This window comes from Kribbella sp. NPDC026611 (assembly GCF_040638345.1).
Classification (GTDB): domain Bacteria; phylum Actinomycetota; class Actinomycetes; order Propionibacteriales; family Kribbellaceae; genus Kribbella.
Map to the genome: position 1 here is coordinate 632,031 of NZ_JBEZYC010000001.1, position 20,089 is coordinate 652,119.

General features: G+C 68.3%; 23 protein-coding genes and 2 tRNA genes. 17 read left to right on the forward strand and 8 right to left on the reverse strand.

The features are described from left to right. Positions 1-87: 87 nt before the first annotated feature. The 5 genes from AB0E69_RS03165 to AB0E69_RS03185 are packed head-to-tail and all read left to right on the forward strand — an operon-like array spanning position 88 to position 5,786. Positions 88-1,905 (forward strand): beta-L-arabinofuranosidase domain-containing protein, encoded by a 1,818-nt coding sequence (locus tag AB0E69_RS03165; RefSeq protein WP_360138684.1) that lies wholly within the window; start codon positions 88-90, stop codon positions 1,903-1,905. 2 nt (positions 1,906-1,907) lie between these two features. Next, a complete protein-coding gene (locus AB0E69_RS03170; RefSeq protein ID WP_360138687.1) occupies positions 1,908-3,218 on the forward strand; it encodes an extracellular solute-binding protein in 1,311 nt (436 codons plus the stop codon). Then, positions 3,215-4,096, forward strand: coding sequence for a sugar ABC transporter permease (locus AB0E69_RS03175; protein WP_360138690.1), 882 nt, complete (start codon positions 3,215-3,217; stop codon positions 4,094-4,096). The genes AB0E69_RS03170 and AB0E69_RS03175 overlap by 4 nt, the downstream gene beginning before the upstream one ends. Positions 4,097-4,098: 2 nt before the next feature. Further along, positions 4,099-4,929, forward strand: a complete 831-nt coding sequence (locus AB0E69_RS03180; protein ID WP_360138693.1) for a carbohydrate ABC transporter permease — start codon at positions 4,099-4,101, stop codon at positions 4,927-4,929. 14 nt (positions 4,930-4,943) lie between these two features. Beyond that, entirely contained in the window at positions 4,944-5,786 is an 843-nt protein-coding gene (locus AB0E69_RS03185; protein WP_360138696.1) for a hypothetical protein, read from the forward strand. On the opposite strand, the gene AB0E69_RS03190 is transcribed toward AB0E69_RS03185, so the two are convergent. Further along, positions 5,783-6,991 (reverse strand): TerC/Alx family metal homeostasis membrane protein, encoded by a 1,209-nt coding sequence (locus AB0E69_RS03190; protein WP_360138699.1) that lies wholly within the window; start codon positions 6,989-6,991, stop codon positions 5,783-5,785. The two genes, AB0E69_RS03185 and AB0E69_RS03190, sit on opposite strands and share 4 nt — an antisense overlap. 101 nt (positions 6,992-7,092) lie before the next feature. Here AB0E69_RS03190 and AB0E69_RS03195 point away from each other — a divergent pair, with 101 nt between their 5' ends. Continuing rightward, positions 7,093-7,695, forward strand: a complete 603-nt coding sequence (locus AB0E69_RS03195; RefSeq protein ID WP_360138702.1) for a TetR family transcriptional regulator — start codon at positions 7,093-7,095, stop codon at positions 7,693-7,695. Between the two features lie 72 nt (positions 7,696-7,767). Further along, positions 7,768-9,270 carry an FAD-dependent monooxygenase gene (locus AB0E69_RS03200; RefSeq protein ID WP_360138705.1) on the forward strand — a complete coding sequence of 501 codons (1,503 nt, stop codon included), beginning with the start codon at positions 7,768-7,770 and terminating at the stop codon, positions 9,268-9,270. Here AB0E69_RS03200 and AB0E69_RS03205 read toward each other — a convergent pair. Continuing rightward, positions 9,237-9,800 (reverse strand): XRE family transcriptional regulator, encoded by a 564-nt coding sequence (locus AB0E69_RS03205; protein ID WP_360138708.1) that lies wholly within the window; start codon positions 9,798-9,800, stop codon positions 9,237-9,239. The genes AB0E69_RS03200 and AB0E69_RS03205 overlap by 34 nt on opposite strands. Before the next feature lie 39 nt (positions 9,801-9,839). Here AB0E69_RS03205 and AB0E69_RS03210 point away from each other — a divergent pair, with 39 nt between their 5' ends. Beyond that, positions 9,840-10,346, forward strand: a complete 507-nt coding sequence (locus AB0E69_RS03210) for an N-acetyltransferase family protein (RefSeq protein WP_360138711.1) — start codon at positions 9,840-9,842, stop codon at positions 10,344-10,346. On the opposite strand, the gene AB0E69_RS03215 is transcribed toward AB0E69_RS03210, so the two are convergent. Beyond that, positions 10,343-10,909, reverse strand: coding sequence for a M15 family metallopeptidase (locus AB0E69_RS03215; RefSeq protein WP_360138714.1), 567 nt, complete (start codon positions 10,907-10,909; stop codon positions 10,343-10,345). The genes AB0E69_RS03210 and AB0E69_RS03215 overlap by 4 nt on opposite strands. Before the next feature lie 104 nt (positions 10,910-11,013). Between AB0E69_RS03215 and AB0E69_RS03220 the strand changes: the two genes are divergently transcribed. Next, entirely contained in the window at positions 11,014-11,520 is a 507-nt protein-coding gene (locus tag AB0E69_RS03220) for a GNAT family N-acetyltransferase (protein WP_360138716.1), read from the forward strand. Between the two features lie 14 nt (positions 11,521-11,534). On the opposite strand, the gene AB0E69_RS03225 is transcribed toward AB0E69_RS03220, so the two are convergent. Together AB0E69_RS03225 and AB0E69_RS03230 are read right to left on the reverse strand one after the other, a co-directional pair. Continuing rightward, complete coding sequence (locus tag AB0E69_RS03225; RefSeq protein WP_360138719.1) at positions 11,535-12,437, reverse strand: M23 family metallopeptidase; 903 nt, start codon at positions 12,435-12,437, stop codon at positions 11,535-11,537. A 256-nt stretch (positions 12,438-12,693) separates the two neighbouring features. Next, positions 12,694-13,317, reverse strand: a complete 624-nt coding sequence (locus AB0E69_RS03230) for a DUF899 family protein (protein ID WP_360138722.1) — start codon at positions 13,315-13,317, stop codon at positions 12,694-12,696. A gap of 184 nt (positions 13,318-13,501) precedes the next feature. Between AB0E69_RS03230 and AB0E69_RS03235 the strand changes: the two genes are divergently transcribed. From AB0E69_RS03235 to rpmG, 3 genes are all read left to right on the forward strand, one after another. Further along, a tRNA-Thr gene (locus AB0E69_RS03235) sits at positions 13,502-13,574 on the forward strand. Between the two features lie 44 nt (positions 13,575-13,618). Beyond that, a tRNA-Met gene (locus AB0E69_RS03240) sits at positions 13,619-13,695 on the forward strand. A gap of 62 nt (positions 13,696-13,757) precedes the next feature. Continuing rightward, on the forward strand, positions 13,758-13,925 hold the full coding sequence (rpmG, locus tag AB0E69_RS03245; RefSeq protein WP_130384703.1) for a 50S ribosomal protein L33: 168 nt from the start codon (positions 13,758-13,760) through the stop codon (positions 13,923-13,925). A 74-nt stretch (positions 13,926-13,999) separates the two neighbouring features. On the opposite strand, the gene AB0E69_RS03250 is transcribed toward rpmG, so the two are convergent. Beyond that, positions 14,000-14,746, reverse strand: a complete 747-nt coding sequence (locus tag AB0E69_RS03250; protein WP_360138725.1) for a hypothetical protein — start codon at positions 14,744-14,746, stop codon at positions 14,000-14,002. Positions 14,747-14,815: 69 nt separating this feature from the next. On the opposite strand from AB0E69_RS03250, the gene AB0E69_RS03255 reads away from it, so the two are divergent. The 5 genes from AB0E69_RS03255 (at position 14,816) to AB0E69_RS03275 (ending at position 18,008) form a co-directional block, all read left to right on the forward strand. Then, complete coding sequence (locus AB0E69_RS03255) at positions 14,816-15,238, forward strand: MaoC family dehydratase N-terminal domain-containing protein (protein ID WP_360138728.1); 423 nt, start codon at positions 14,816-14,818, stop codon at positions 15,236-15,238. Beyond that, positions 15,235-15,642: a MaoC family dehydratase gene (locus AB0E69_RS03260; RefSeq protein WP_360138731.1), complete on the forward strand. Its 408-nt coding sequence runs from the start codon at positions 15,235-15,237 to the stop codon at positions 15,640-15,642. Before AB0E69_RS03255 ends, AB0E69_RS03260 begins: the two co-directional genes overlap by 4 nt. After that, a complete protein-coding gene (locus tag AB0E69_RS03265; RefSeq protein WP_360138734.1) occupies positions 15,639-16,664 on the forward strand; it encodes a UDP-N-acetylmuramate dehydrogenase in 1,026 nt (341 codons plus the stop codon). The genes AB0E69_RS03260 and AB0E69_RS03265 overlap by 4 nt, the downstream gene beginning before the upstream one ends. 301 nt (positions 16,665-16,965) lie before the next feature. After that, entirely contained in the window at positions 16,966-17,211 is a 246-nt protein-coding gene (locus AB0E69_RS03270; protein ID WP_360138737.1) for a hypothetical protein, read from the forward strand. After that, entirely contained in the window at positions 17,208-18,008 is an 801-nt protein-coding gene (locus AB0E69_RS03275) for a helix-turn-helix transcriptional regulator (protein WP_360138740.1), read from the forward strand. The genes AB0E69_RS03270 and AB0E69_RS03275 overlap by 4 nt, the downstream gene beginning before the upstream one ends. On the opposite strand, the gene AB0E69_RS03280 is transcribed toward AB0E69_RS03275, so the two are convergent. Beyond that, positions 17,972-18,583, reverse strand: coding sequence for a hypothetical protein (locus tag AB0E69_RS03280; protein ID WP_360138743.1), 612 nt, complete (start codon positions 18,581-18,583; stop codon positions 17,972-17,974). The two genes, AB0E69_RS03275 and AB0E69_RS03280, sit on opposite strands and share 37 nt — an antisense overlap. After that, entirely contained in the window at positions 18,564-19,910 is a 1,347-nt protein-coding gene (locus tag AB0E69_RS03285) for a hypothetical protein (RefSeq protein ID WP_360138746.1), read from the reverse strand. Before AB0E69_RS03285 ends, AB0E69_RS03280 begins: the two co-directional genes overlap by 20 nt. Positions 19,911-20,089 lie beyond the last annotated feature (179 nt).

A 20,089-nucleotide genomic window follows, 5' to 3' on the forward strand; every position in this document is an offset into this window, starting at 1 on the left:
CCGAGATGTTGACCATACCGCCAACCGCGCCTAACGTCGTGCAGGAAAACGTATTCTGAATCTTTCCGTGGCCCGAGGAGTCTGCGCATGAGTTCAGCCGTGACCAAGACCACCAAGGGACGCCGGCGGCCGCTCGGCCGCGGCGACGTCCGGATCACCGGCGGGTTCTGGGCGCCACGCCAGGCCCGCAACGGTGCCGACGCGATCCCGAGCGGTCAGGACCAGCTGGAGCAGGCCGGCAACCTGCACAATCTCCGCCTCGCCGCCGGCATCGGGGAGGGCGAGGCGATCGGCCCGATCTTCGCCGACTCCGACGTCTACAAGTGGCTCGAGGCCGCAGCCTGGGAGTACGGGCGCAACCCCGATGACGAGCTGCTCAAGCGGATCCGCGACCTGACCGCTGTGGTCGCCGCGGCGCAGCGTCCGGACGGGTACCTCGACTCGGTCGTCCAGCTCCGGCACGGCGACGAGGGCAGGTACCAGCAGCTGGTCTGGAGCCACGAGCACTACTGCGCCGGCCACCTGATCCAGGCAGCGGTCGCGCAGGTCCGTTGTACGGGCGACACCGCTCTGCTGGACGTGGCTGTGAAGCTGGCGGACCACCTGGTCGCCACGTTCGGCGACGGCAAGACGGTCGACGTCGACGGACACCCGGTGATCGAGATGGCGCTCGTCGAGCTGTACCGCGAGACAGGTACGGCGTCGTACCTCGAGCTGGCGCGCTGGTTCGTGGAGGCGCGCGGCCACGGGATCATCGAGAACCACGGCCACGCGCCAGCGTACTTCTCCGACCGCGTCCCGGTCCGCGAGGCGACTTCCGTCGAGGGCCACTCGGTCCGTGCGGTGTACCTGGCGGCCGGTGCGACCGACGTCGCGCTGGAGACCGGGGACACCGAGCTGCTGGACGCGTTGAAGGTGCAGTTCGACCACATGTGGTCGACGAAGACGTATGTGACCGGCGGCCTGGGTGCGCGGTGGGAGGGCGAGGCGTTCGGCGACGAGTACGAGCTACCGACGGACCGTGCGTACGCCGAGACGTGTGCGGCGATCGGTGGCATCCAATGGGCGTGGCGGATGTTGCTGGCCACCGGGGAGTCGTCGTACGCCGATGCGATCGAGCGGATGCTCTACAACGGGTTCCTGGCCGGGGTGTCGTTGCGGGGGACGGAGTACTTCTACGTGAACCCGCTGCAGCTGCGCGGCGGCGCCTTCCCGGACAACGGGCGCAGTCCGGCGCATGGGCGCCGCGGCTGGTTCGACTGCGCCTGCTGCCCGCCCAACATCATGCGCACGCTCGCCAGCCTGGACGCGTACGTCGCCACGGTGTCGGATGACGCGGTTCAGATCCACCAATACGTCACCGGTGATATCGGCGATCTCCACGTGGAGACGGCGTACCCCTGGGACGGCACGGTCCGCATCACGGCTACCGAGCCCACTGCTGTCGAACTCCGCATTCCTGGGTGGGCGGAGGGAGCGACTGTGAACGGCGCATCTGTCCCCGCAGGTGGATACGCCCGGGTGGAAGCCGCCGAGATCGAGCTCCACCTCCCGCTCACCCCGCGCGTGGTAGCAGCCGACCCGCGCATCGACGCAGTACGTGGGTGTGTGGCGCTCGAGCGTGGTCCGTTGGTGTACGCCGTCGAACAGGTGGACAACGAGGCTGAGGTTGACGACCTGCATCTGGTACCTGAGACCCCTGTGGCGGAGGAGACGAATCTGCTGGACGGGGTGACCGTGCTGAGGGCCCAGGGACGGGTCGGAACAGGACACCGGCCGGGGTGGTCGTTCGAGCCCGGCGTGGTCGACTCCACGGGTGAGCAGGTGGAGGTGGTCGCGGTGCCGTACTACGCCTGGGCCAACCGCGAGCTGGGTGCCATGCGCGTCTGGCTGCCCAGGGGCTGAGCGTGCTCACCCGGCGGGCTTTCCTCGGCCTCACGGCCGCTGCGACCACGGCCGGCCTCGCGTCGAGCTGCAGCTCGGTCCTGCCCGAACCCGACGTCCAGGCGGCCGGCTTCGGGCAGGACGCCACGGGCACCGTGCAGGTCTGGTGCCGGGCGGCGACGCAGACCGGTCTGACCGACCTGGTGAAGAAGTTCAACGCGTCCCAGGACCGGCTCACCGTCGAGCTGACGCCGGTGCTGGACGCGCAGTACGTGACCAAGCTGGCCACCGCAATCCGCGGCCGCGGCGTACCGGACCTGGTCGACATCGACGACATCAACTCGATGCTGTTCATCTACCGCGACGCGTTCACCGACCTGACCGAACCGCTCGCCGCCCTGGACTTCCGGGACAAGCTGAGCCCCGGCCACCTGCGGCTCGCGACCAAGGACGAGCGCGTGTACGGCGTCCCGTACCTCGCGGACAACTCGATGTTCTGGTTCAACACCGAGCTCTGCGACCAGGCGGAGGTCGATCCGGACGAGGCGGTGAAGTCGTTCGGCAACCTGCTCGACGCGGCCAAGAAGCTCCGCAAACTGGGTGACGACATCTACGCGTGGAGCTTCCCGGCGAACAGCCCGGGCGCGCTCGGCTTCGTCGTACAGCCGATGGTGTGGGCCGCCGACACCGATCTGATCCAGGGCACGATCGGCAGCCAGTCCGGGCACATCGTCGGGAACGACGCCGTCCGGCAGATGCTCGAGCTGCACCGGCAGCTGTGGGTGGATCAGCTGGTCCCGCGGGCGAACTTCTCCGACGACGCGTCCCGCTGGGGGAGCGACTTCCGGGCCGGCAAGATCGGGATCTTCCCGTCCAACTACAGCGTGGTGGTCTCGGCCTCCGACGAGAAGTTCCACCAGAAGGTCGCGCCGCGGCTGCTGTCCGGACCGGATGGCGGCGCGGCGTTCTTCGACGGCGGCGACAACATGTGCATCCCGCGGGGTGCCAAGAACGCGTCCGGTGCCTGGGAGTTCGTCCGGTTCGCGCTGGACCTGCCGCAGCAGATCGACCTGCCGGCCGGTGGGTACACGCCGGTGCGATCGGACGCCCGGACCCCTGAGTTTGCGAAGAAGTACCCGTTGGCGACGCTGCCCCTGGAGCGCATCGAGGAGGGGTACGCGCCGACCACGCTCTCCTACAACCTCCTCTACAATCAGCCGGACGGTCCGTGGCTGCAGATGTTCCGCCGCGCGGTCTTCGACGGCGAACTGGACGCCGCCATGAAGGAAGCCCAGCAGAACTACGACCGCATCCTCCGCCAGGGGCAAGCATGAGTACGCCGCGCTCGCTCACGCATCCCGGCCGGACCGGGCTGTTGTTGGTCACACCAGCGGTTCTCTTCGTCGGTGTGTTCGTGCTGGTCCCGCTGGCGTTCGCCCTGGTGATCTCGCTGACCAACTGGCCGCTGATCGGAGCGGTGAAGTTCAGCGGGGTGAAGAACTACACCGCGATCATCTCCGACGCCGCCTTCGCGAAGGCCGTCCTGTACACCCTCCTCTACACGGTCATCGTGACCGGGCCGATCCTGGTGCTCGGCTACGCCCTCGCGGTCCTGGTCCGCCGGAAGCGCCGCGGCTCAACGCTGCTTCGGACCGTGTTCTTCCTGCCGTTCGTCGTCGGCCTGTCCACGCTCAGCTTCGTCACCGTGCTCGAAGCCCAGCCGGACAGCGGCGTGATCAACATCGTGCTCCGCGCACTCGGGATCACCGACGGTACGACGGCCTGGCTGGTGGACGGCCCGCTTGCCACCGGGCTGATCTGTGTGCTGGTGATCTGGGCGGTCAGCGGCCTGACGATGATGCTGCTGATGGCCGGGATGCAGGCGATCCCGCGGGAGTACTACGAGTCGGCCGAGCTGGACGGCGCCGGCTGGTGGAAGCAGGAGCGCGACATCACGATTCCGATCCTGCGTCCGACGATCGCCATGTCGGTGATCATCTCGGTGGTCGGCTCGCTGCTCGCGTTCTCGCAGTTCTACATCCTGACCCGCGGCGGTCCGGGGACCGACACCACGACGGTGGTGCAGTACATCTACAACCGCGCCTTCGTCCAGCTGCAGCTCGGTGCCGCGACCGCGCTGTCGATCGTGCTGGTGATCGTGGTCGGGCTGGTGACCGCGGCCCAGTTCCGGCTGCTCCGGGAGAAGGACTGACGATGCGACTCAAGAACACGTTCTACCTGGTCGGTGGCGGCGGTGCGTTCCTGGTCTTCGCCGTACCGTTGCTGTGGGCCCTTTTCCGCTCGCTGCAGCCGAACGACGTGATCGTCGCGGCGCCGAACCCAGCCACGTTCTTCCACCTGACCTGGGAGAACTTCCGGACCCTGATCGAGGGGCCCGGCAATCTGATCCGGGCCGTGGGCAACAGTCTGGTCGTTGCCCTGAGCACCGCGGTGCTGACCGCGGTGCTCGCCACCTTCGCCGGGTACGGGTTCGCGCGGTTCAGGTTCCGTGGCGGGCCGGTACTGTTCGCGCTGGTCCTGGTGTCGATGATGATCCCGTTCCAGGCGATCCTGACGCCGCTGTACCTGGAGCTGAACACGCTCCGGCTGACGGACAGCCTGCTTGGTCTGGTGCTGTTCTACACCACGGTCAACCTGCCGTTCGGGGTCTTCGTAATGCGGAACTCGTTCGCCTCGGTGCCGGTCGAGCTGGAGGACTCGGCGCAGGTGGACGGCTGCGGGACGCTCCGGATGCTCGGCTCGGTCCTGCGCCCGCTGATCATGCCGGGCGCGGCGACCGTCGCTCTCTATGCGTTCCTGGCCGCGTGGACCGAGTTTCTCGGTGCGCTCACCTTCCTCACCAAGGACGAGCTCTACACGCTGCCTGTCGCGTTGGTGAACGTCCAGGCGGGTGCGTACGGCGAGATCAACTTCGGCTCGCTGGTCGCCGGCGCCGTGATCGCGATGATCCCGTGCGTGGTGCTGTACATCGGCCTGCAGCGGTTCTACGTGAGCGGTCTGGCCTCCGGAGCCGTCAAAGGCTGACGTAGGGTCCGGTCATGGTCAGACTCGCGCGAACCGCACCGTCGATCCCCTGGCTGACCCGAAGCTGCAGCTACGAGTTGCGGCACGAGGTCGAGGCGTCGGCGGTAGCGGAGTGTGCTGGTCGACTCGGCGACGGGCTGGACGAGTACGTCTGTTACCGAGCTGGATCCGACCAGGAGCTGGAGGAGTACGCGCGCGCCTATGAGAGCGTCGAGGAAGAGGTCGGCGGCGAGCTGCTGCACTCGATGCTCCCGACTTCGTCCTGGCAGCACCTGACGGATGACATTGCCGAGGCGGCCGGCCAGGCTGCTGACGGGTCGGTGCTGGTCAGCCTCGTGTTCTGTCCGCCGGGGTCGTTGGTTTTCCAGGACCTCGAGCGGAACTTCTCGTACCTCAACCTGCGCTCCGGCGCCCGCTGGGACCTGCACTTCGTCGGGTACGAGAGTCTCGCCGGGAAGCTGATCGAGGCACCCAGCGTCCTCGGTGTACCGCTGTGGCGCTTCGACGCCCGGCGGTTCCTCTCCACCGTGGTCTCGGTCGAAACCCGGGCTCCGTGGAGGTACTCCGGCGACGCGGAGCTCGTCAGCTTCATGGCCTACCAGGGAGCACCGGATCTGGTCGACTGGCAGTCATTCCGCTCTGTGAGCCTGGATCGGAGTCTCGGCTCAATGGTGGAGATCATGAGCGACTGGCGTGCGGACCGCCCCGAGCTGCGGGACTACGCACCCGGCGAGGTCCGTGAGGACGGGTTTTCCGTTCTCCAGCTGAGCTCAGCGTTGACGAAGGCTGCCGGCGTCCTGGCCGGTGGCGTCGTCACAAATGCGGCGTACGAGCTCCTCAAAGGGCTGCTGCGTTAAAGGCTGGGGCGGATCTCGTGGCCGGCGTGGGCCGCCGCGTGGGCCTCGCCGACCTGCCGGCAGAGCGCCATCAGGTCCTCCTCGTTCCGGACCTGCTGCTTGGCCTGCGGTCCCAGCGCGTTGATGTGGTCACGGGCCCGGAGCAGCCGCTGGAAGACCCGTTCCCGCTCGTCCGCGTCGTCGGTGTACTCCGGGTCGAGGTACGCCGTCGCGTCCCGGCGGATGTGCGCCATCGCGGTGACCGTCCGGCCGCGGGTGCTGAACAGCGACGCGAAGATCGTGACCAGCAGGACGACGAGGATGACGACCAGCGAGAACCCGGTGCTGATCTCCACCACCTCGACCGGCTCGCCGCCGTTCACGAACGGCAGGTTGTTCTCGTGCAGCGCGTGCAGGATCAGCTTCGCGCCGATGAACGCCAGGATCCCGGCCAGTCCGTAGGACAGGTAGAGCAGCCGGTCCAGCAGGCCGTCGAGCAGGAAGAAGAGCTGCCGGAGGCCGAGCAGGCTGAACGCGGTCGCGGTGAACACGACGTACACGTTCTGGGTCAGGCCGAAGATCGCCGGGATCGAGTCCAGCGCGAAAAGCAGGTCGGTGCCGCCGATCGCGACCATCACCAGCAGCATCGGGGTCATCATCCGGCGGCCGTCGACGCGGGTGGTCAGCCGGTCCCCGTCGTAGTCGTCGGAGGTCCGGAACAGCCGGCGAGCCAGCCGGACGACGACGTTCTGGGCCTGGTGCGACTCCTCGGTCTCCGGCTTGAGCATGTTGCCGGCGGTCAGCAGCAGCGCGATCCCGAACAGGTAGAACACCCAGGCGAACTCGTGCAGCAGCGCGGACCCGACGAAGATGAACGCGGCCCGCGCGATCAGGCTGACCACGATCCCGACCAGCAGCACCTTCTGCTGGTTCTCCCGCGGCACCCGGAACCCGGTCATGATGATCAGGAACACGAACAGGTTGTCCACCGAGAGCGCCTTCTCGGTGACGTAGCCCGCGAAGTACTCCGAGCCCATGCCGGCGCCGCCGAGCACCAGCGTGCCGAGTCCGAAGAGGATCGCGATGCCGACGTACACCGAGGACCAGATCGCGGCCTCGCGGAGCGTCGGCACGTGCGCCGACCGGACGTGGAAGAAGTAGTCGAACAACAGCAGGCCGACGATGGCCAGCAGGGTCAGCACCCAGACCAGCGGGGACACGGTCATGCCTCAACCCAACCATGCTCGTCTGCCCGGTCTCACCGGATCGGTGAAATTTGCCGATTAGGCATCTTTGCTCTTTCGGCAATGTTTGCTACGGTCGAGGTATGGCCGACGGGTTGCGGGAGCGGAAGAAGCAGGAGACGCGGATCGCGCTGAGCTGGGCGGCCGTCCGGCTCGCGGTCGAGCGCGGGTACGGCAACGTGCGGATCGAGGACATCGCCGCCGAGGCCGGGGTCTCGCTGCGCACCTTCCGGAACTACTTCGCCGGCAAGGCCGAGGCGATCGCGGCCCGCGAGGTCGACCGGATGTACGCGATCGCCGAAGAGCTCCGGGTCCGCCCGGCCGAGGAGCCGTTGTGGGTCGCGATCCGGGCCGCGATCGAGGCCCGGTACGCGCTCGGAGCGTCCGACGGTGGCCAACCGCCGGACGAGCACTGGGTCGCCGGCATTCGGCTGATGATGTCGGAGCCGGCGCTGCAAGGCGCGATCGCGGCGGCGTACGCCGTGGCCGCGGACGAACTGACCGCCGCGGTCGCGGAGCGCACCGGGGCCACGGGTCTCTACCCACGGCTGGTCGCCGAAGTCATCGGTGCGGCCAGGTCGGTGGTGTCGGCCGAATGGCTGCGCGCCGACCCGCCGCGGTCGATGGGTGACCTCCTGTACGAAGCCCTCGACCTGCTGGCCGCGGGACTTCCCGAACCTCACTAACTCTCTGCTGCTCTACCCCTGGCTGGTCGCCGGGGTGCTGGGTCACGCCTACTTTCTGGAAGGACATCCGCCATGGATGCAGACGTCGTCATTGCCGGGGCCGGACCGAACGGCCTCATGCTCGCCGCCGAGCTCCGGCTGGCCGGGGTGCAACCGATCGTGCTGGAACGATTGCCGGAGCATTCGGATGAGCCGCGTGCGAACGGGCTGGTCGGGCAGGTTGTCCGGATGCTCGACCGGCGTGGGTTGTTTGAGCGCTTGAGCGGCACTGCGGGACCGCCGCGGCCGCAGCCCGGCTTCGTCTTCGGTGCGATGCCGCTGGATCTCAGCGTGCTGGAAGACAACCCGATGTACCTGCTGCCGGTGCCGCAACGCCGGATCGAGGAGGTGCTGGAGGAGCGGGCCTTGGAGCTGGGCGCCGAGGTCCGCCGCGGCCACGAGCTTCTCGGCTTCACTCACGACGCGGACGGGGTGACGGTTGAGATTGCCGGTCCGGATGGGGCTTACGAGCTGCGGACGCAGTACCTCGTCGGGGCTGACGGTGGGCGCAGTGTGGTGCGGAAGCTGGCCGGGATCGACTTCCCGGGGGTGTCCAACGATTCGATGGTGTCGCGGACGGGATCTGCTGCGGCTGCGTATGTAGAGGACGGCCTGCTGCGGATCCCGGGGTACGGCGTGATCCGGCCGTTCCTGCACCACCGGACCGAGCGCGGGCTGTTCGTGTGGGCGCCGTTCCCGGACCGGCTGCCGGCGATCAGCACGGGAGAGTGGGACGTACCCGGCGACGGGCCGATGACGTTTGCGGAGTTGCAGGAGAGTGTTGATCGGGTCCTCGGGGTGCACCTGCCGCTGAGTGAGCCCGAGGGCGACGGACCGCGGCTGCTGCGCCGAGTCGTTGGCGGCAACAGCCGGCTCGCGTCCCGCTTCCGGGACCGGCGGGCCCTGCTGGTGGGCGACGCGGCGCACGTCCACTCCGCGATCGGCGGGCCCGGCCTGAACCTCGGGCTGCAGGACACGGTCAACCTCGGCTGGAAACTGGCCGGCGTCCTCCAGGGCTGGGCACCGGACGACCTCCTCGACACCTACGAATCGGAGCGCCGCCCGGTCGGCGAGCGGGTCGTCATGTCCACCCAGGCCCAGTCCGCACTAATTGCCCCAGGCAACGAGGTCACCGCGCTCCGCTCACTGTTCGGCGAATTCCTGCAAGACCCAGCAAACATCCAGCGCCTCGCCAACCTGATGTCAGGCGCCGACATCCACTACTTCAACGGCCCCCACCCCCTAACCGGCCACTGGGCCCCTGACCTGCTGGTTGGCGAACAGCGGTTGGCCGAGCTGCTGCGCACCGCCCGTCCCGTGCTGGTGGATCTGCTGCCCGGCTCGCCCTACGCGCAGTCCGTCACGTCGGAGCGGATCGACGTCGCGGTGGGTGAAGGCGCGTTCGCGATGCTGGTTCGGCCAGACGGATACGTCGCCTGGGCGGCTTCGGATGCTGGTGATGTGGACGGGCTGCGCGACGGGCTGGCCAAGTGGTTCGGGGTTTACGAGCGACCTTTGACGAGTGCGACCAGGTAGCGGCATGCCGTCGTACCTGGGTTGTGGAAGGTGGTGGGCGACGGTGGGCCGAGTTGGAGACAGTCGCCGGGGTGTAGGTCGTGGACCTGCGTGCCTTCGTGGAAGCGTAGGTGGCCGTCGAGGATCCACAGCTGTTGGTACTTGAAGATGTACGCGTCGGCCGGATAAGACACCGACGCACCGCCCGGCAGTTCGACCTCGACCAGTTCGAGCGGGTCGTCGGTGACCGGTGAGACGGCCCGCCGTCGGTAGCCGGTGACAGGGTCGGTCCAGATCGGTTGCTCTTCAGCGCGACGCAGCAGGTCGCCCGTGCTCTCGGCGCGGGCGACCAGCTCCGACAGCGTCATACCGAGAGCGCCGGACAGCCGCCCGAGCAGTACGGCGGTCGGCTGCGCCTCGCCGCGCTCGATCTTCGCGATCATCGCGCGGGAGACTCCGGACCGCTCGGCCAACGCGTTCACGGACAGGTCGTGCGCGACCCGCGCCGCGTGCACGGTCGCCGCGAGCGATCGGGAGAGTTCGTCGGACACGCTTGCCACTATAGCCGCAGTTGTGTCTACTATCGTCACATGATCAGGGATGCTTCGGCCGCGGACGCCGCGGCGTGCGCGGCGATCTACGCGCCTTACGTGACCGGTACGGCGATCACGTTCGAGCTCGATCCGCCGTCCGCGGCCGAGATGGCCGACCGGATCGCGGCTGCGCACGACTGGGTCGTGCTCGAGGAGGGCGGCCGCGTGGTCGGCTACGCGTACGCAGGTCCGCTGAAGGCGCGAGCGGCGTACCGCTGGTCCTGCGAGGTGAGCGTCTACCTCGAGCAGGGACGGCGCCGGACCGGTGGCGGCCGGGCGCTGTACGAGGCGCTGTTCGAGCGGCTGACCGAGCGCGGCTACCGGACCGCGGTCGCCGGGATGACGCTGCCGAACGACGCGAGCGAGGGCCTGCACAAGGCGCTCGGCTTCGAGCCGATCGGCACGTACCGGAACATCGGCTGGAAGCTCGACCGCTGGCACGACGTGGCCTGGATGCAGCGGCCGCTCGCCGTACTCCCGGACCCGCCGGCAGAGCCGCGTTAGCTCATCGCCGGGCAGGGCGCACCGGGTGTGGTGACCAGCTCGAAGTGCCACCTCTCTTTGGACAACGTCTGGCAGAGGCCGAAGCGGTTGCCCCTGCGGATCAGCCAGTCGTCAGCGGCGGTCGGGCCGATGTCGACGGCGTGCCCGGTGACGTGGTGCGACTTGTCCGGGTCAGCGGCGTACTCCAGCGCCTTCTTCCGGCTGCCGTACTTGCGGATCGCCTTGTCCAGCAGCTCTTTCTGGTACTTCTTGCTCCGCCAGCCGCTGGTCACCTGCATCGAGATGCCGTCCGCCTTCATCGCGGTCTCGGCTCGCTGGACCGCCTTGCGGAGGTCCGGGCCGAGCTTGGCGACGCCGGGCAGGTTGGTGTCGTAGGCGGAGGTGTGGTCGGGCAGTACGCCGTCGGCGGCGCTCAGCGGGCCGCTCTTCGTCGCGGTGTTGCTGCTGGTCGACTGGTCCTGGCCGGAGACTGCCGCCGTACAGGCGGAAACGGTGAGCGCGACGACCGCGAGGCCGGCCAGAGCGGTCAGCAGACGTTCGCTGGTGAGGTGATCGGTCAGCATGCCACCACTCCACCTGGGCGGCCGTTGCGTCAGCGTCTGCGTTCCGCGATACGTTTCCGATACGCCCGCGCCGGCTGACCTTGTTGCTGGGTCAGGATGGTTCGGTGACCGATGATGCAGCACCGCGCGTGACCGTCCGGCGAGCGGTGGAGGAGGACGACGGCGCCCTGCTCGCGATCGACAAGACCGCGTGGGACGCGTCGTCCGGATTCCCGTCGTACCAGGAGACCTTGCAGGACTCGTTCTTCGCCCGCTCCGGCCCCGACGCCCACCTGGTGGCCGAGTACGGCGGCGCGGTGGTCGGCTACGTCCGTCTGGAGAACAAGTACAAGTTCCCCGAGGGCGCCGGCGTCCTCGGCATCAACGGCCTGGCCGTCGCCGAGACGGCTCGCCGCCGCGGAGTGGCCAACGCCCTGATGGAGGCGGCCACGGCGGAGGCTCACCGCCGAGGCGCGCGCAAACTGACGCTCCACGTCCACATGACCAACGCCCCAGCGGTCGCCCTCTACAAACAGCATGGCTACACCATCGAAGGCACCCACCCGTCAGAGTTCCTGATCGACGGAGTCCTGATCGGTCACTACACCATGGCGAAACTGCTGCAGGACTGAGCTGTTACGGGCTGTTACGGGTTGAGGCCGTGCTCCCGGAGCCAGGGCTCGGGGTCGATGGGGGCGCCGCCGCCGGGGAGGACCTCGAAGTGGACGTGCGGTCCGGTGGTGTTGCCGGTCATGCCGATGGCGCCTACTTGCGAGCCGGCCTCGACGTGGTCGCCGACCGAGACGTCGAACTCGGACATGTGGCTGTACGACGTGACCGTGCCGTCGGCGTGACGCACCTTGACCTGGCGGCCGTACGCGCCTTCGAAGTCGGCCTGGATGACCTCGCCGGCCATCACCGAGCGGACCGGCGTACCCATGGGCGCAGCGAAGTCCAGACCGGTGTGGTTGTGGGCCCAGCGGCCGCCGGCCTGGTTGAAGCGGGCGGTCAGGTGGTACCCGGTGGTCGGCAGCACGATCTTCGGCGCCGCAGCGGCCTTGGCGATCGCGGCAGCCTTCGCTGCGGCGAGTGCACGGGCCTGAGCGGCCGCCTTGCGTGCTGACGCCGCCTTGGCCGCAGCTAGGGCAAGTGCCCGGCGCTGCGTCAACGTGGCGTTGGCAGCGAGCCGAGCGGCCCGCTGCTGTGCGAGCTTCGTCGCCTGTGCCTGCTTGGTCGACGTGAGAGACAGGTCGATCCGGGACGCGTCCCGCGACCCCAGGTCACGCCGCTCGACCCGGGCAGAGCTCAGGGCGCCGGCCTGCGAGGGGCTCAGGCCGGTGGTCCCGGACGCCTGCGAGCCGACCGCGTCCGACGTGAGTCCGACCGCGGTGGTACCGGCCGCAGCGGCCAGCGCCGCCGTCAGACCGATGAGCTGAGTACGACGGGTGAAGCTTCGGCGGGAGGAGCGGTGCTTTGCCACCCGGCGCGGTGCGCCGGGACGACGTGACGCCGGCCGATCTGCATCCGGCGCGTCTTGGTGAGTGGGCACGAGAAACCTTCCAGGGAGGGGTAGACCGTCGTTGAGGGGGGACGACGGCTCATCGACCATAACGAGAAGGTCACGAAGCCCTCAAACACGGATTGCGAAAAGATGAACGAAAACGAACACCGTCGGTGAGCGCGCCCTGCCGCCCTGTGCGACCTCAGGCGTGCCGCGCCCGCCCGGATAGTTGAATCCGGGCGTGACGCGGATCACGGCGAAACTGGCGCTTCGCGGTCCCTCGAGCCCTGTATATAGAAGGGTTTCAGCCGTACGTCGGATGCTGCGGCCATCCGGCTGGTGAGTCCTCCCAGTCCTCCTGCCGCCCGTACGGCGCGAGGTCGAGGATGTTGTTGCCGAACAGCAGCCGGTCGACGCCGCGCTGCCCGGTCGAGTACGTCCGGTAGACGGTGTCACCGTCCCGCAGGAACAGGTTCAGCAGGAACCCGCCGCCCGCGCCGCAGTCCGCGGAGAACGTCGTACCCGCTGAGGAGGCGAACGGGACGTTCCAGCCCATCCGCTTCCAGTAGCCGGCCATCTGGTCGAGTGGCATGTCCGAAACGGTCGCCCAGGCGACGCCGTTCCGGGCCAGCCCCTTGAGGTCTGTCACCTGCTTGGTGAAGTAGGTGCAGCCCGGGCAGAAGTGGTCCGGTCCGGTGTGCATGAACTGGTAGAGGGCCAGTTGCTGCTGGTCGCCGAAGAGGTCCAGCAACGTCACCGGACCGTCCGGCCCCGCGAACGTGTACTCCTCGAACCGCACCATCGGCAGCCGTCGCCGCTGTGCCGCGATCCGGTCCAGTGTCCGGGTCGTCTCCTTCTCCGCCACGAGCAGCTCGGCCCGTGCCTTCTCCCACTCGTCACCCGACACGACCGGTGGTAGTGCACTCATCGGTACTCCTCTCCTAGGTCCTACTGGAATGACGGAGCCGATCGACGGTTCTCGACATCGAAATTTGGTCGGGAGCACTCCGCGGAACCGGTATGATTTCCGGGACGGACTGAGGGGCCTGCAAGGCGCGTGCATCTCGATTTCCCATCGAGACCACGGACCGTGTAATCTCTCTCCTCGGCCCGCCCCTTTAGCTCAGTCGGCAGAGCGTCTCCATGGTAAGGAGAAGGTCTACGGTTCGATTCCGTAAAGGGGCTCTGAGCACGGCGTCCCACCTCCGGGTGGGATACCGGACTCACGCGGCGGGGTAGCTCAGGTGGTTAGAGCACACGGCTCATAATCGTGGTGTCGCGGGTTCGACTCCCGCCCCCGCTACCACCGACGCAGTATCTCGAGAGTGCGATCACCCAAGTTGCGCACTCCTGACAGAAGAGGCAGCAGTGGCCAAGTCAACCGACATTCGCCCGAAGATCACGCTGGCGTGCACGGTGTGCAAGGAGCGGAACTACATCACCAAGAAGAACCGGCGTAACGACCCGGACCGTCTTGAGCTGAAGAAGTACTGCCACCGTTGCAACGACCACACGGACCACCGCGAGACCCGCTGACCTCAGCACTTCTTCGCGAGGGCCGCTTCGGATCACCGAAGCGGCCCTTTCGTCGTGTCTACACAGTGTCGTGGTTAGACGCTGAGGATCGGGCGGCCGCCTTCGTACTCGGTGAGGCGCTGGTCACGCGGCGTCAGGCAGCAAGAGCCGCAGACCGTCCCCTTGCCGACCTCGCTCGTGTAGTAGAGGCAGCAGGTGTTCCGCAGATAGACGAGCTTCCCGGCCGCGAGCTGTACGTCGCCGAGCCGCGCGAGCCGGCCTGGTGCCTTGGCGATGAACGTCTCCCAGCGATCGAGCAGGAACTCGGCGTTCACCGTCACCTCCTCGCGCGTGGCCGCGCAGAACCCCATCGCGCAGCCCGCCGCGACCCCGCCGTACACCTGTCGCAGTCCGGCCCGCGTCCGGCGGTGCAGCTCCCCGGCGAGCGGGAGGAGGTGCTGCCGCAGTACGACGTCGTGAAGCGTCTCGAGGCCGCCCGGGAGGAAGTCGGCCGACCGTACAGCCACAGCCGCGATCCCATGGCCGACGTGCGGTCGGAGCCAGAGGTTGTGCGGGCGTACGTCGAGGACGTGGCCTTCGAGCGCCCAGAGCAGCAGCGCCGTGGCGGTTGCGCGGCCGGCGTAGAAGGAGATCATGCTGAGCGCGTTGGCATGCGCGGTCCGGTGACAGCTCGCCTCGTCGTCGCGCTTGAGCAACTCGGTCAGCTCGGGACCGTCCGGCTCCAGGATCCGGTCCACCCGCAGCCACTCGTCGCCTTCCGGCGCACCGATCTGCAGCTGATATCTCGGGGCGTAGTTCGCCAGCGCAGCCACTGCCGTCACGTTCAACCTTCCAGTCGGACCAAGGGCGGCGGCTTCCCGGCGCACAGTCTGCCAGTAGGCTCTGCGGATATGACGATCGACGCCACGATGGTCGGCCGCAGCTACACGGCCGCCGAGTCCTACCAGGTCGGCCGGGAGAAGATCCGCGAGTTCGCCGACGCGATCGGCGACCCGAACCCGGCGTACCGGGGTGACGACGCGGTCGCGCCGCCGACCTTCGCGTTCATGCTCGGCAGCCGCGCGCTCGAGCAGTTGCTGACCGACGAGGAGCTCGGCCTCCGGCTGGACCGGATCGTCCACGGCGCGCAGAAGTTCACTTACACCCGCCCGATCAAGGCCGGCGACGACATCGCCGCGACCGCCACCATCACCACCGTGCGCAAGGCCGGTGACGTCGAGGTGATCATGTACGAGACCGCCCTGAGCACCGTCGACGGCGAACCGATCGCCACCTCGACGTCGACCATCTCGCACAACCGGGCTTCGGCATGAAGCCCGCGGCCGTGGGCAATGAGCTTCCGCCGCTGACTGTGACGCTGCGGCGCGAGGACCTGGTCCGGTACGCCGGTGCCAGCGGTGACTTCAACCCGATCCACTGGAGCGACCGGATGGCCGGCGCGCTCGGGCTGCCCGGTGTGATCGCGCACGGCATGCTCACGATGGCGTCCGCGGTCCGGGTGGTGACGGACTGGATCGACGACCCGGCCGACCTGGTCGAGTACGGCGTCCGGTTCACCAAGCCGGTCGTCGTACCCGATGACGACAAGGGCGCGAGCGTGACGTTCTCGGCGCGGGTCGACAAGGTCGCGGACGGGCGGGCCGAGATCGACATCACGGCGGTCGCCGGCGAGGAGAAGGTGCTCGGCCGGGCCAGGGCGGTCGTGCGCGTCCAGTGAAAACGCACGTGTCGCTGGCCGACTACACCACGCTGCGGATCGGCGGCCTGGCCGACAAGTTCGTCGAGGTGTCCACCGAGGACGACCTGATCACCGCCGTCCGTGACGCCGACGCCGCCGGCGAACCGGTCCTGCTGCTGTCCGGCGGCAGCAACGTCGTCATCGGCGACGAAGGCTTCCGCGGGACCGTGGTGAAGATCGCCACCTCCGGGATCCGGGTCGACGCCGACATGTGCTCCGGTGCGATGGTCCACATCGCCGCCGGCGAGGACTGGGACGGCGTCGTACAGCACGCGATCGCTTCCGAGTGGAGTGGTCTCGAGTCGATGTCCGGAATCCCCGGCCTCACCGGCTCGACTCCCGTGCAGAACGTCGGTGCGTACGGACACGAGGTCGCGGAGACGATCGCGTCCGTCCGCGTCTGGGACCGGGAGCTCGGTGAGGTTCGCACCTTGTTCGCGGCCGACTGCGGCTTCAGCTACCGCAACTCCCGCTTCAAGGCCGACCCCTCGCGGTACGTCGTCCTCGCCGTTGCCTTCCAGCTCCGGCTGGGCGACCTCTCCGCGCCGATCGGGTACGCCGAGCTCGCCCGCGTCCTCGACGTCGAGCCAGGCTCCCGTGCCCCGATGACCGAGGTCCGCGAGGCGGTCCTGGGGTTGCGCCGGAGCAAAGGCATGGTCCTCGACCCCGCCGACCACGACACCTGGAGCGCCGGCTCCTTCTTCACCAACCCCATCCTCGACACCCCTGCCGAGGTCCCGGCCGGCGCTCCCCAATGGCCCCAGCCGGATGGCCGAGTCAAGACCAGCGCCGCCTGGCTCATCGAACACGCCGGCGTCAGCAAGGGCTTCACCATCGGCAACGCCGCCGTCTCCACCAAACACACCCTCGCGCTCACCAACCGCGGCCAAGCCACGACCAAAGAACTCCTCACCCTCGCAACCCACGTCCGCAACCAGGTACAACAAGCCTTCGGCATCACCCTCACCAACGAACCAGTCTTGGTGAACTGCTCCCTCTGAGCGTCCCTCTGCTGCGGATGTCGTGCTCCCCGGCGTCAGCAGGCGGAGCCTTCCTTGGGTGGTCAACGGAGTCGTCGAAGGCTTGTCAAGCACGGGGTAAGGGACTCCGGACGGCGATGGGACAGCCCGGCTGAGGTTTCTGCAGGTCAGCGTCGGTGTCGCGCACCACGCCCCGCACCAGATTGCCGAAAGTCGCACCACGGGTGCCCGGTGACGCTTGTCCGGTGCTGTCCGTGCCGATTATGTTGCTCTCCGCCAAGAGAATTCACGTGCATCTGCACGTGCATTTGGAAGGAGTGAGATGTCCCGGACTCGCCACACCACCCAGCCGCCGTACCGTCCGGTGCCTGCGGTGGTGATCATCATCGTCATCATCCGTGCTGTGGTCTTCCTCGCCGCGGCCGCCTTCGTCCTGACCTTACTCCGGCGTGGTCAGGACCTGGGTTCGGCGACCTCCGCGGTCGCTGCATTGTTGACGGCCGCGGTGGCCTCCGGCCGGGTCGTGACCGCGCGGTGTGGCATCGATGCCCCGCGGCGGTCGCGGTGACGACCACCGTGAAATCGGCCGTAGCGCCCGAGTTCTACCTGTCGGAGTTCGCGGGGATGCTGGCCGAGGTCCGCTGGGAGGCCGGCCTGACCGTCCGGGCGCTCGGTCGGGCGATCCGTCATCACCACAGCAGGGTCGTTTGCGCCGAGCAGGGCAAGACGCAACCGACCTGGCAGCTGACGGTCGAGTTCCTGCGCCGGTGCGGTGTCAGCGGCGACAAGCTGCTCGTCTGGTCGACGCTGTGGGACATCACCCGCCAGGCCGAGCGGCGGCGCAAAGGTCAGGTCCGCGGGAGCCTGCAGCCGGATGCCGAGTTCTGGTCGGAGATCCAGGAGCAGTGGCAGCGCGCCAAGGCACAGCTGTCCTGGCCGGACTCGCTGGTGACCAAGCTCCGCATGGTGTCGACGAAGCGCGAGCTGGGCCTCGCACTGCTCGAGCTCGGGAGCAGGGCAGGCTACACGTCCGTACGGCAGATCGCGGATCGCGGAGGTGTTCCGAAGACGACAGTGCACGACTGGGTGATCGCGCGCCGGCTGCCGGATGCCGAGCGGCTGGCAGCCCTGGTCAAGGACCTCGGGGCCACCAGAGACGAGTGGGAGGAGTTCGCCGCGGCGCTCAGGCGACTCAGCGGGCAGAGGTGCGACGCCGTACATGAGCCGTCGGCCCGCCCCTGCATGCTTTCGGAGTACCACCGGGGCAGCCACCGCACGCTGCGAGGCGACGAGTGGCTCGACGACGGAACTCTGGACGGCCGGCGCCTTCACCAGGCCAGCGTGAGGCTCGGCGTCCACTCGTAGACCTGACCGGTGTAGGTGATCGAGAGCAGCGTGACTGCGCTGATCGACAGCGCGGTCGAGTAGGGGGAATGGGCCGGCAGCTGCAGCGGCACCGCGGCCGTGCCGGTGATGTTGTTGCTGTAGGCAAGGGTGAGGTGTGGGTCGAGGTCAGGGCGCTCCGGAATCGCGTCGTCGCCCCAGACATCGACGATGGCGGCCTGAGTGAGCTCGCGAAGGTGCTGCAGTGGGGCGACCGGGCGGACCGGGAGCTGGATCGACTCCTTCCGCAGGACGGCAGGGCCGACCGTCACCGGAATGGCGCCGAGATCGGTGAGCCGGCGACGCGTTGCCTCGACGATGCCGGCCAGATCCTGATCCGGCACCCGGTCGGCGAAGCCGATGCCTTGGACGTCGAGGAACATCCGCTGCAGCGGCATCGGGGTGAAATCGGGCAGTCGGTGCAGCAGATCGGCGTACGACGCGTGCAGCGCCACGATCTGCGGTGCGGCAGCGAAGTCGATGTGCCAGGAGTAGAAGGATCGACCGGGTCGCAAGCCTGCTCGCGCGGACCAGTGCTCAGGAGCTGGGTCGAACATTGACGGTCCTTTCCGGCGTTGGGTTGGTCCTGCTGGCCGGGTGGCGGGTAAAGGCGCGGACGGCGTCGTGCAGGGCGCGCGCCTCCGGGTCCTTCGCGTGTTTGCTCATCCGGGTGAGGGCGGCAACCTCGCTGATCCGATGAATCAGTGGGCGGACCCGGTACTCGACCGGGGTGTTCAGGACGACCGCGACGGCCTCGGTGGCACCGTCGAGCTCGCCCAAGGACAGCAGGGCTTTCGCCTGCTGGAGCCTGACCATGCGTTCGGAGCCGAAGTTCCGGGCCGCATGCGGCGTCGCTTCGAAGAGGGAGATGCCCCGGTCGGCGTGATCGAGGGTGAGCTCGGCCTCGCCCAGGGCCAGATGGGCGTCGGACCAGATGCCCTCGGCCCGCTCCGGAGTACAGAGGAACGGCCCACCGAACTCGGTGACGGAGGTGTGCACCCTGCTGCGCTTGGCGATCACCAACGCCTCACGCGCCTCCGCGTGCCGGCCGGAGCGGGCGAGGTCGACTGCATTCACGCTCGACAGGAAGAGGCTGGAGCTGCCGACGGCATAGCGAAGCCCGTCCTCGGCGTACGTCGCCGCGTGCTCGAAGTCGTCCTGCCAGAAGGCCGCCGTGTGCTGAGTGGCGCGTACCCAGGCCCGGAGATGGTGACTGTCAGCCGCCTCGGCGCACGCCCAGGCGGTCCGGGCGTGATTCTCCGCGACGTCCGGACGCCCGAGGTCGACCGAGATCCAGGCAAGCAGGGTGAGCGCCCAGCCGGCGGCGGAGTACAGGTCGCGCGTCTGGTTCGGCTGCTGTCGTCCGGCGAGCAGGCGGAACGCCCGGTCGCGGATGGCGCGGCTGCGCATGTAGAGCGGTTTGGTCGCGGTGCGCAGGTAGTTCTCGCTGATCCGGAGGAGGTCGGCCTGCAGCTGCTCGACGGTGAGCTCGCTGACGTTCGACTCCTCGACGAGGGCGAGCTGGGCCACGGACTCGTCGCCTGCCTGCACCAGATCGTCCTCGAGGTCGATGACCGAGCTGACCCCGGGCTCCGGATCGAACACACCTGGGCCGCCAGGCGGTACGAAACCCAGTGCGCTGTCGTGCGGAACGTTGAGGACGGCGCGCAGGCCGGAGCGGTAGGCGGCGCCGGGCCAACGCACGGCGCCACGTTCCATCTTGGCGATGTAGTGCCCGTCGAGCTCGTACTTCGTCTCGGAGGTCGCCCACAGCCAGTCGCAGACCGCGTCCGCGAGCTCGGCCCGGGACATCTGCTCGCCGGGTGTGCGCCGCGATGGCGTGCGCTCCCTGGCCGCTCGCAGAAGTTCGTTGGGCTCTGGCATGCCGGTAACTGTAGGTGCGCGAACACCCTCCGCGACGCCGATCGTGGGGGCTGTGGATGATCTGCCCCGAGCTGCCCCACGATGCCCCGGGATGCCCCGGATTTTCTGCTGTGGAAGGGCTTTCCAGGCCCTGATCGATGCGCTGGAGGCCCGATTCGGGCAGATCTGGAGCCAGGGAG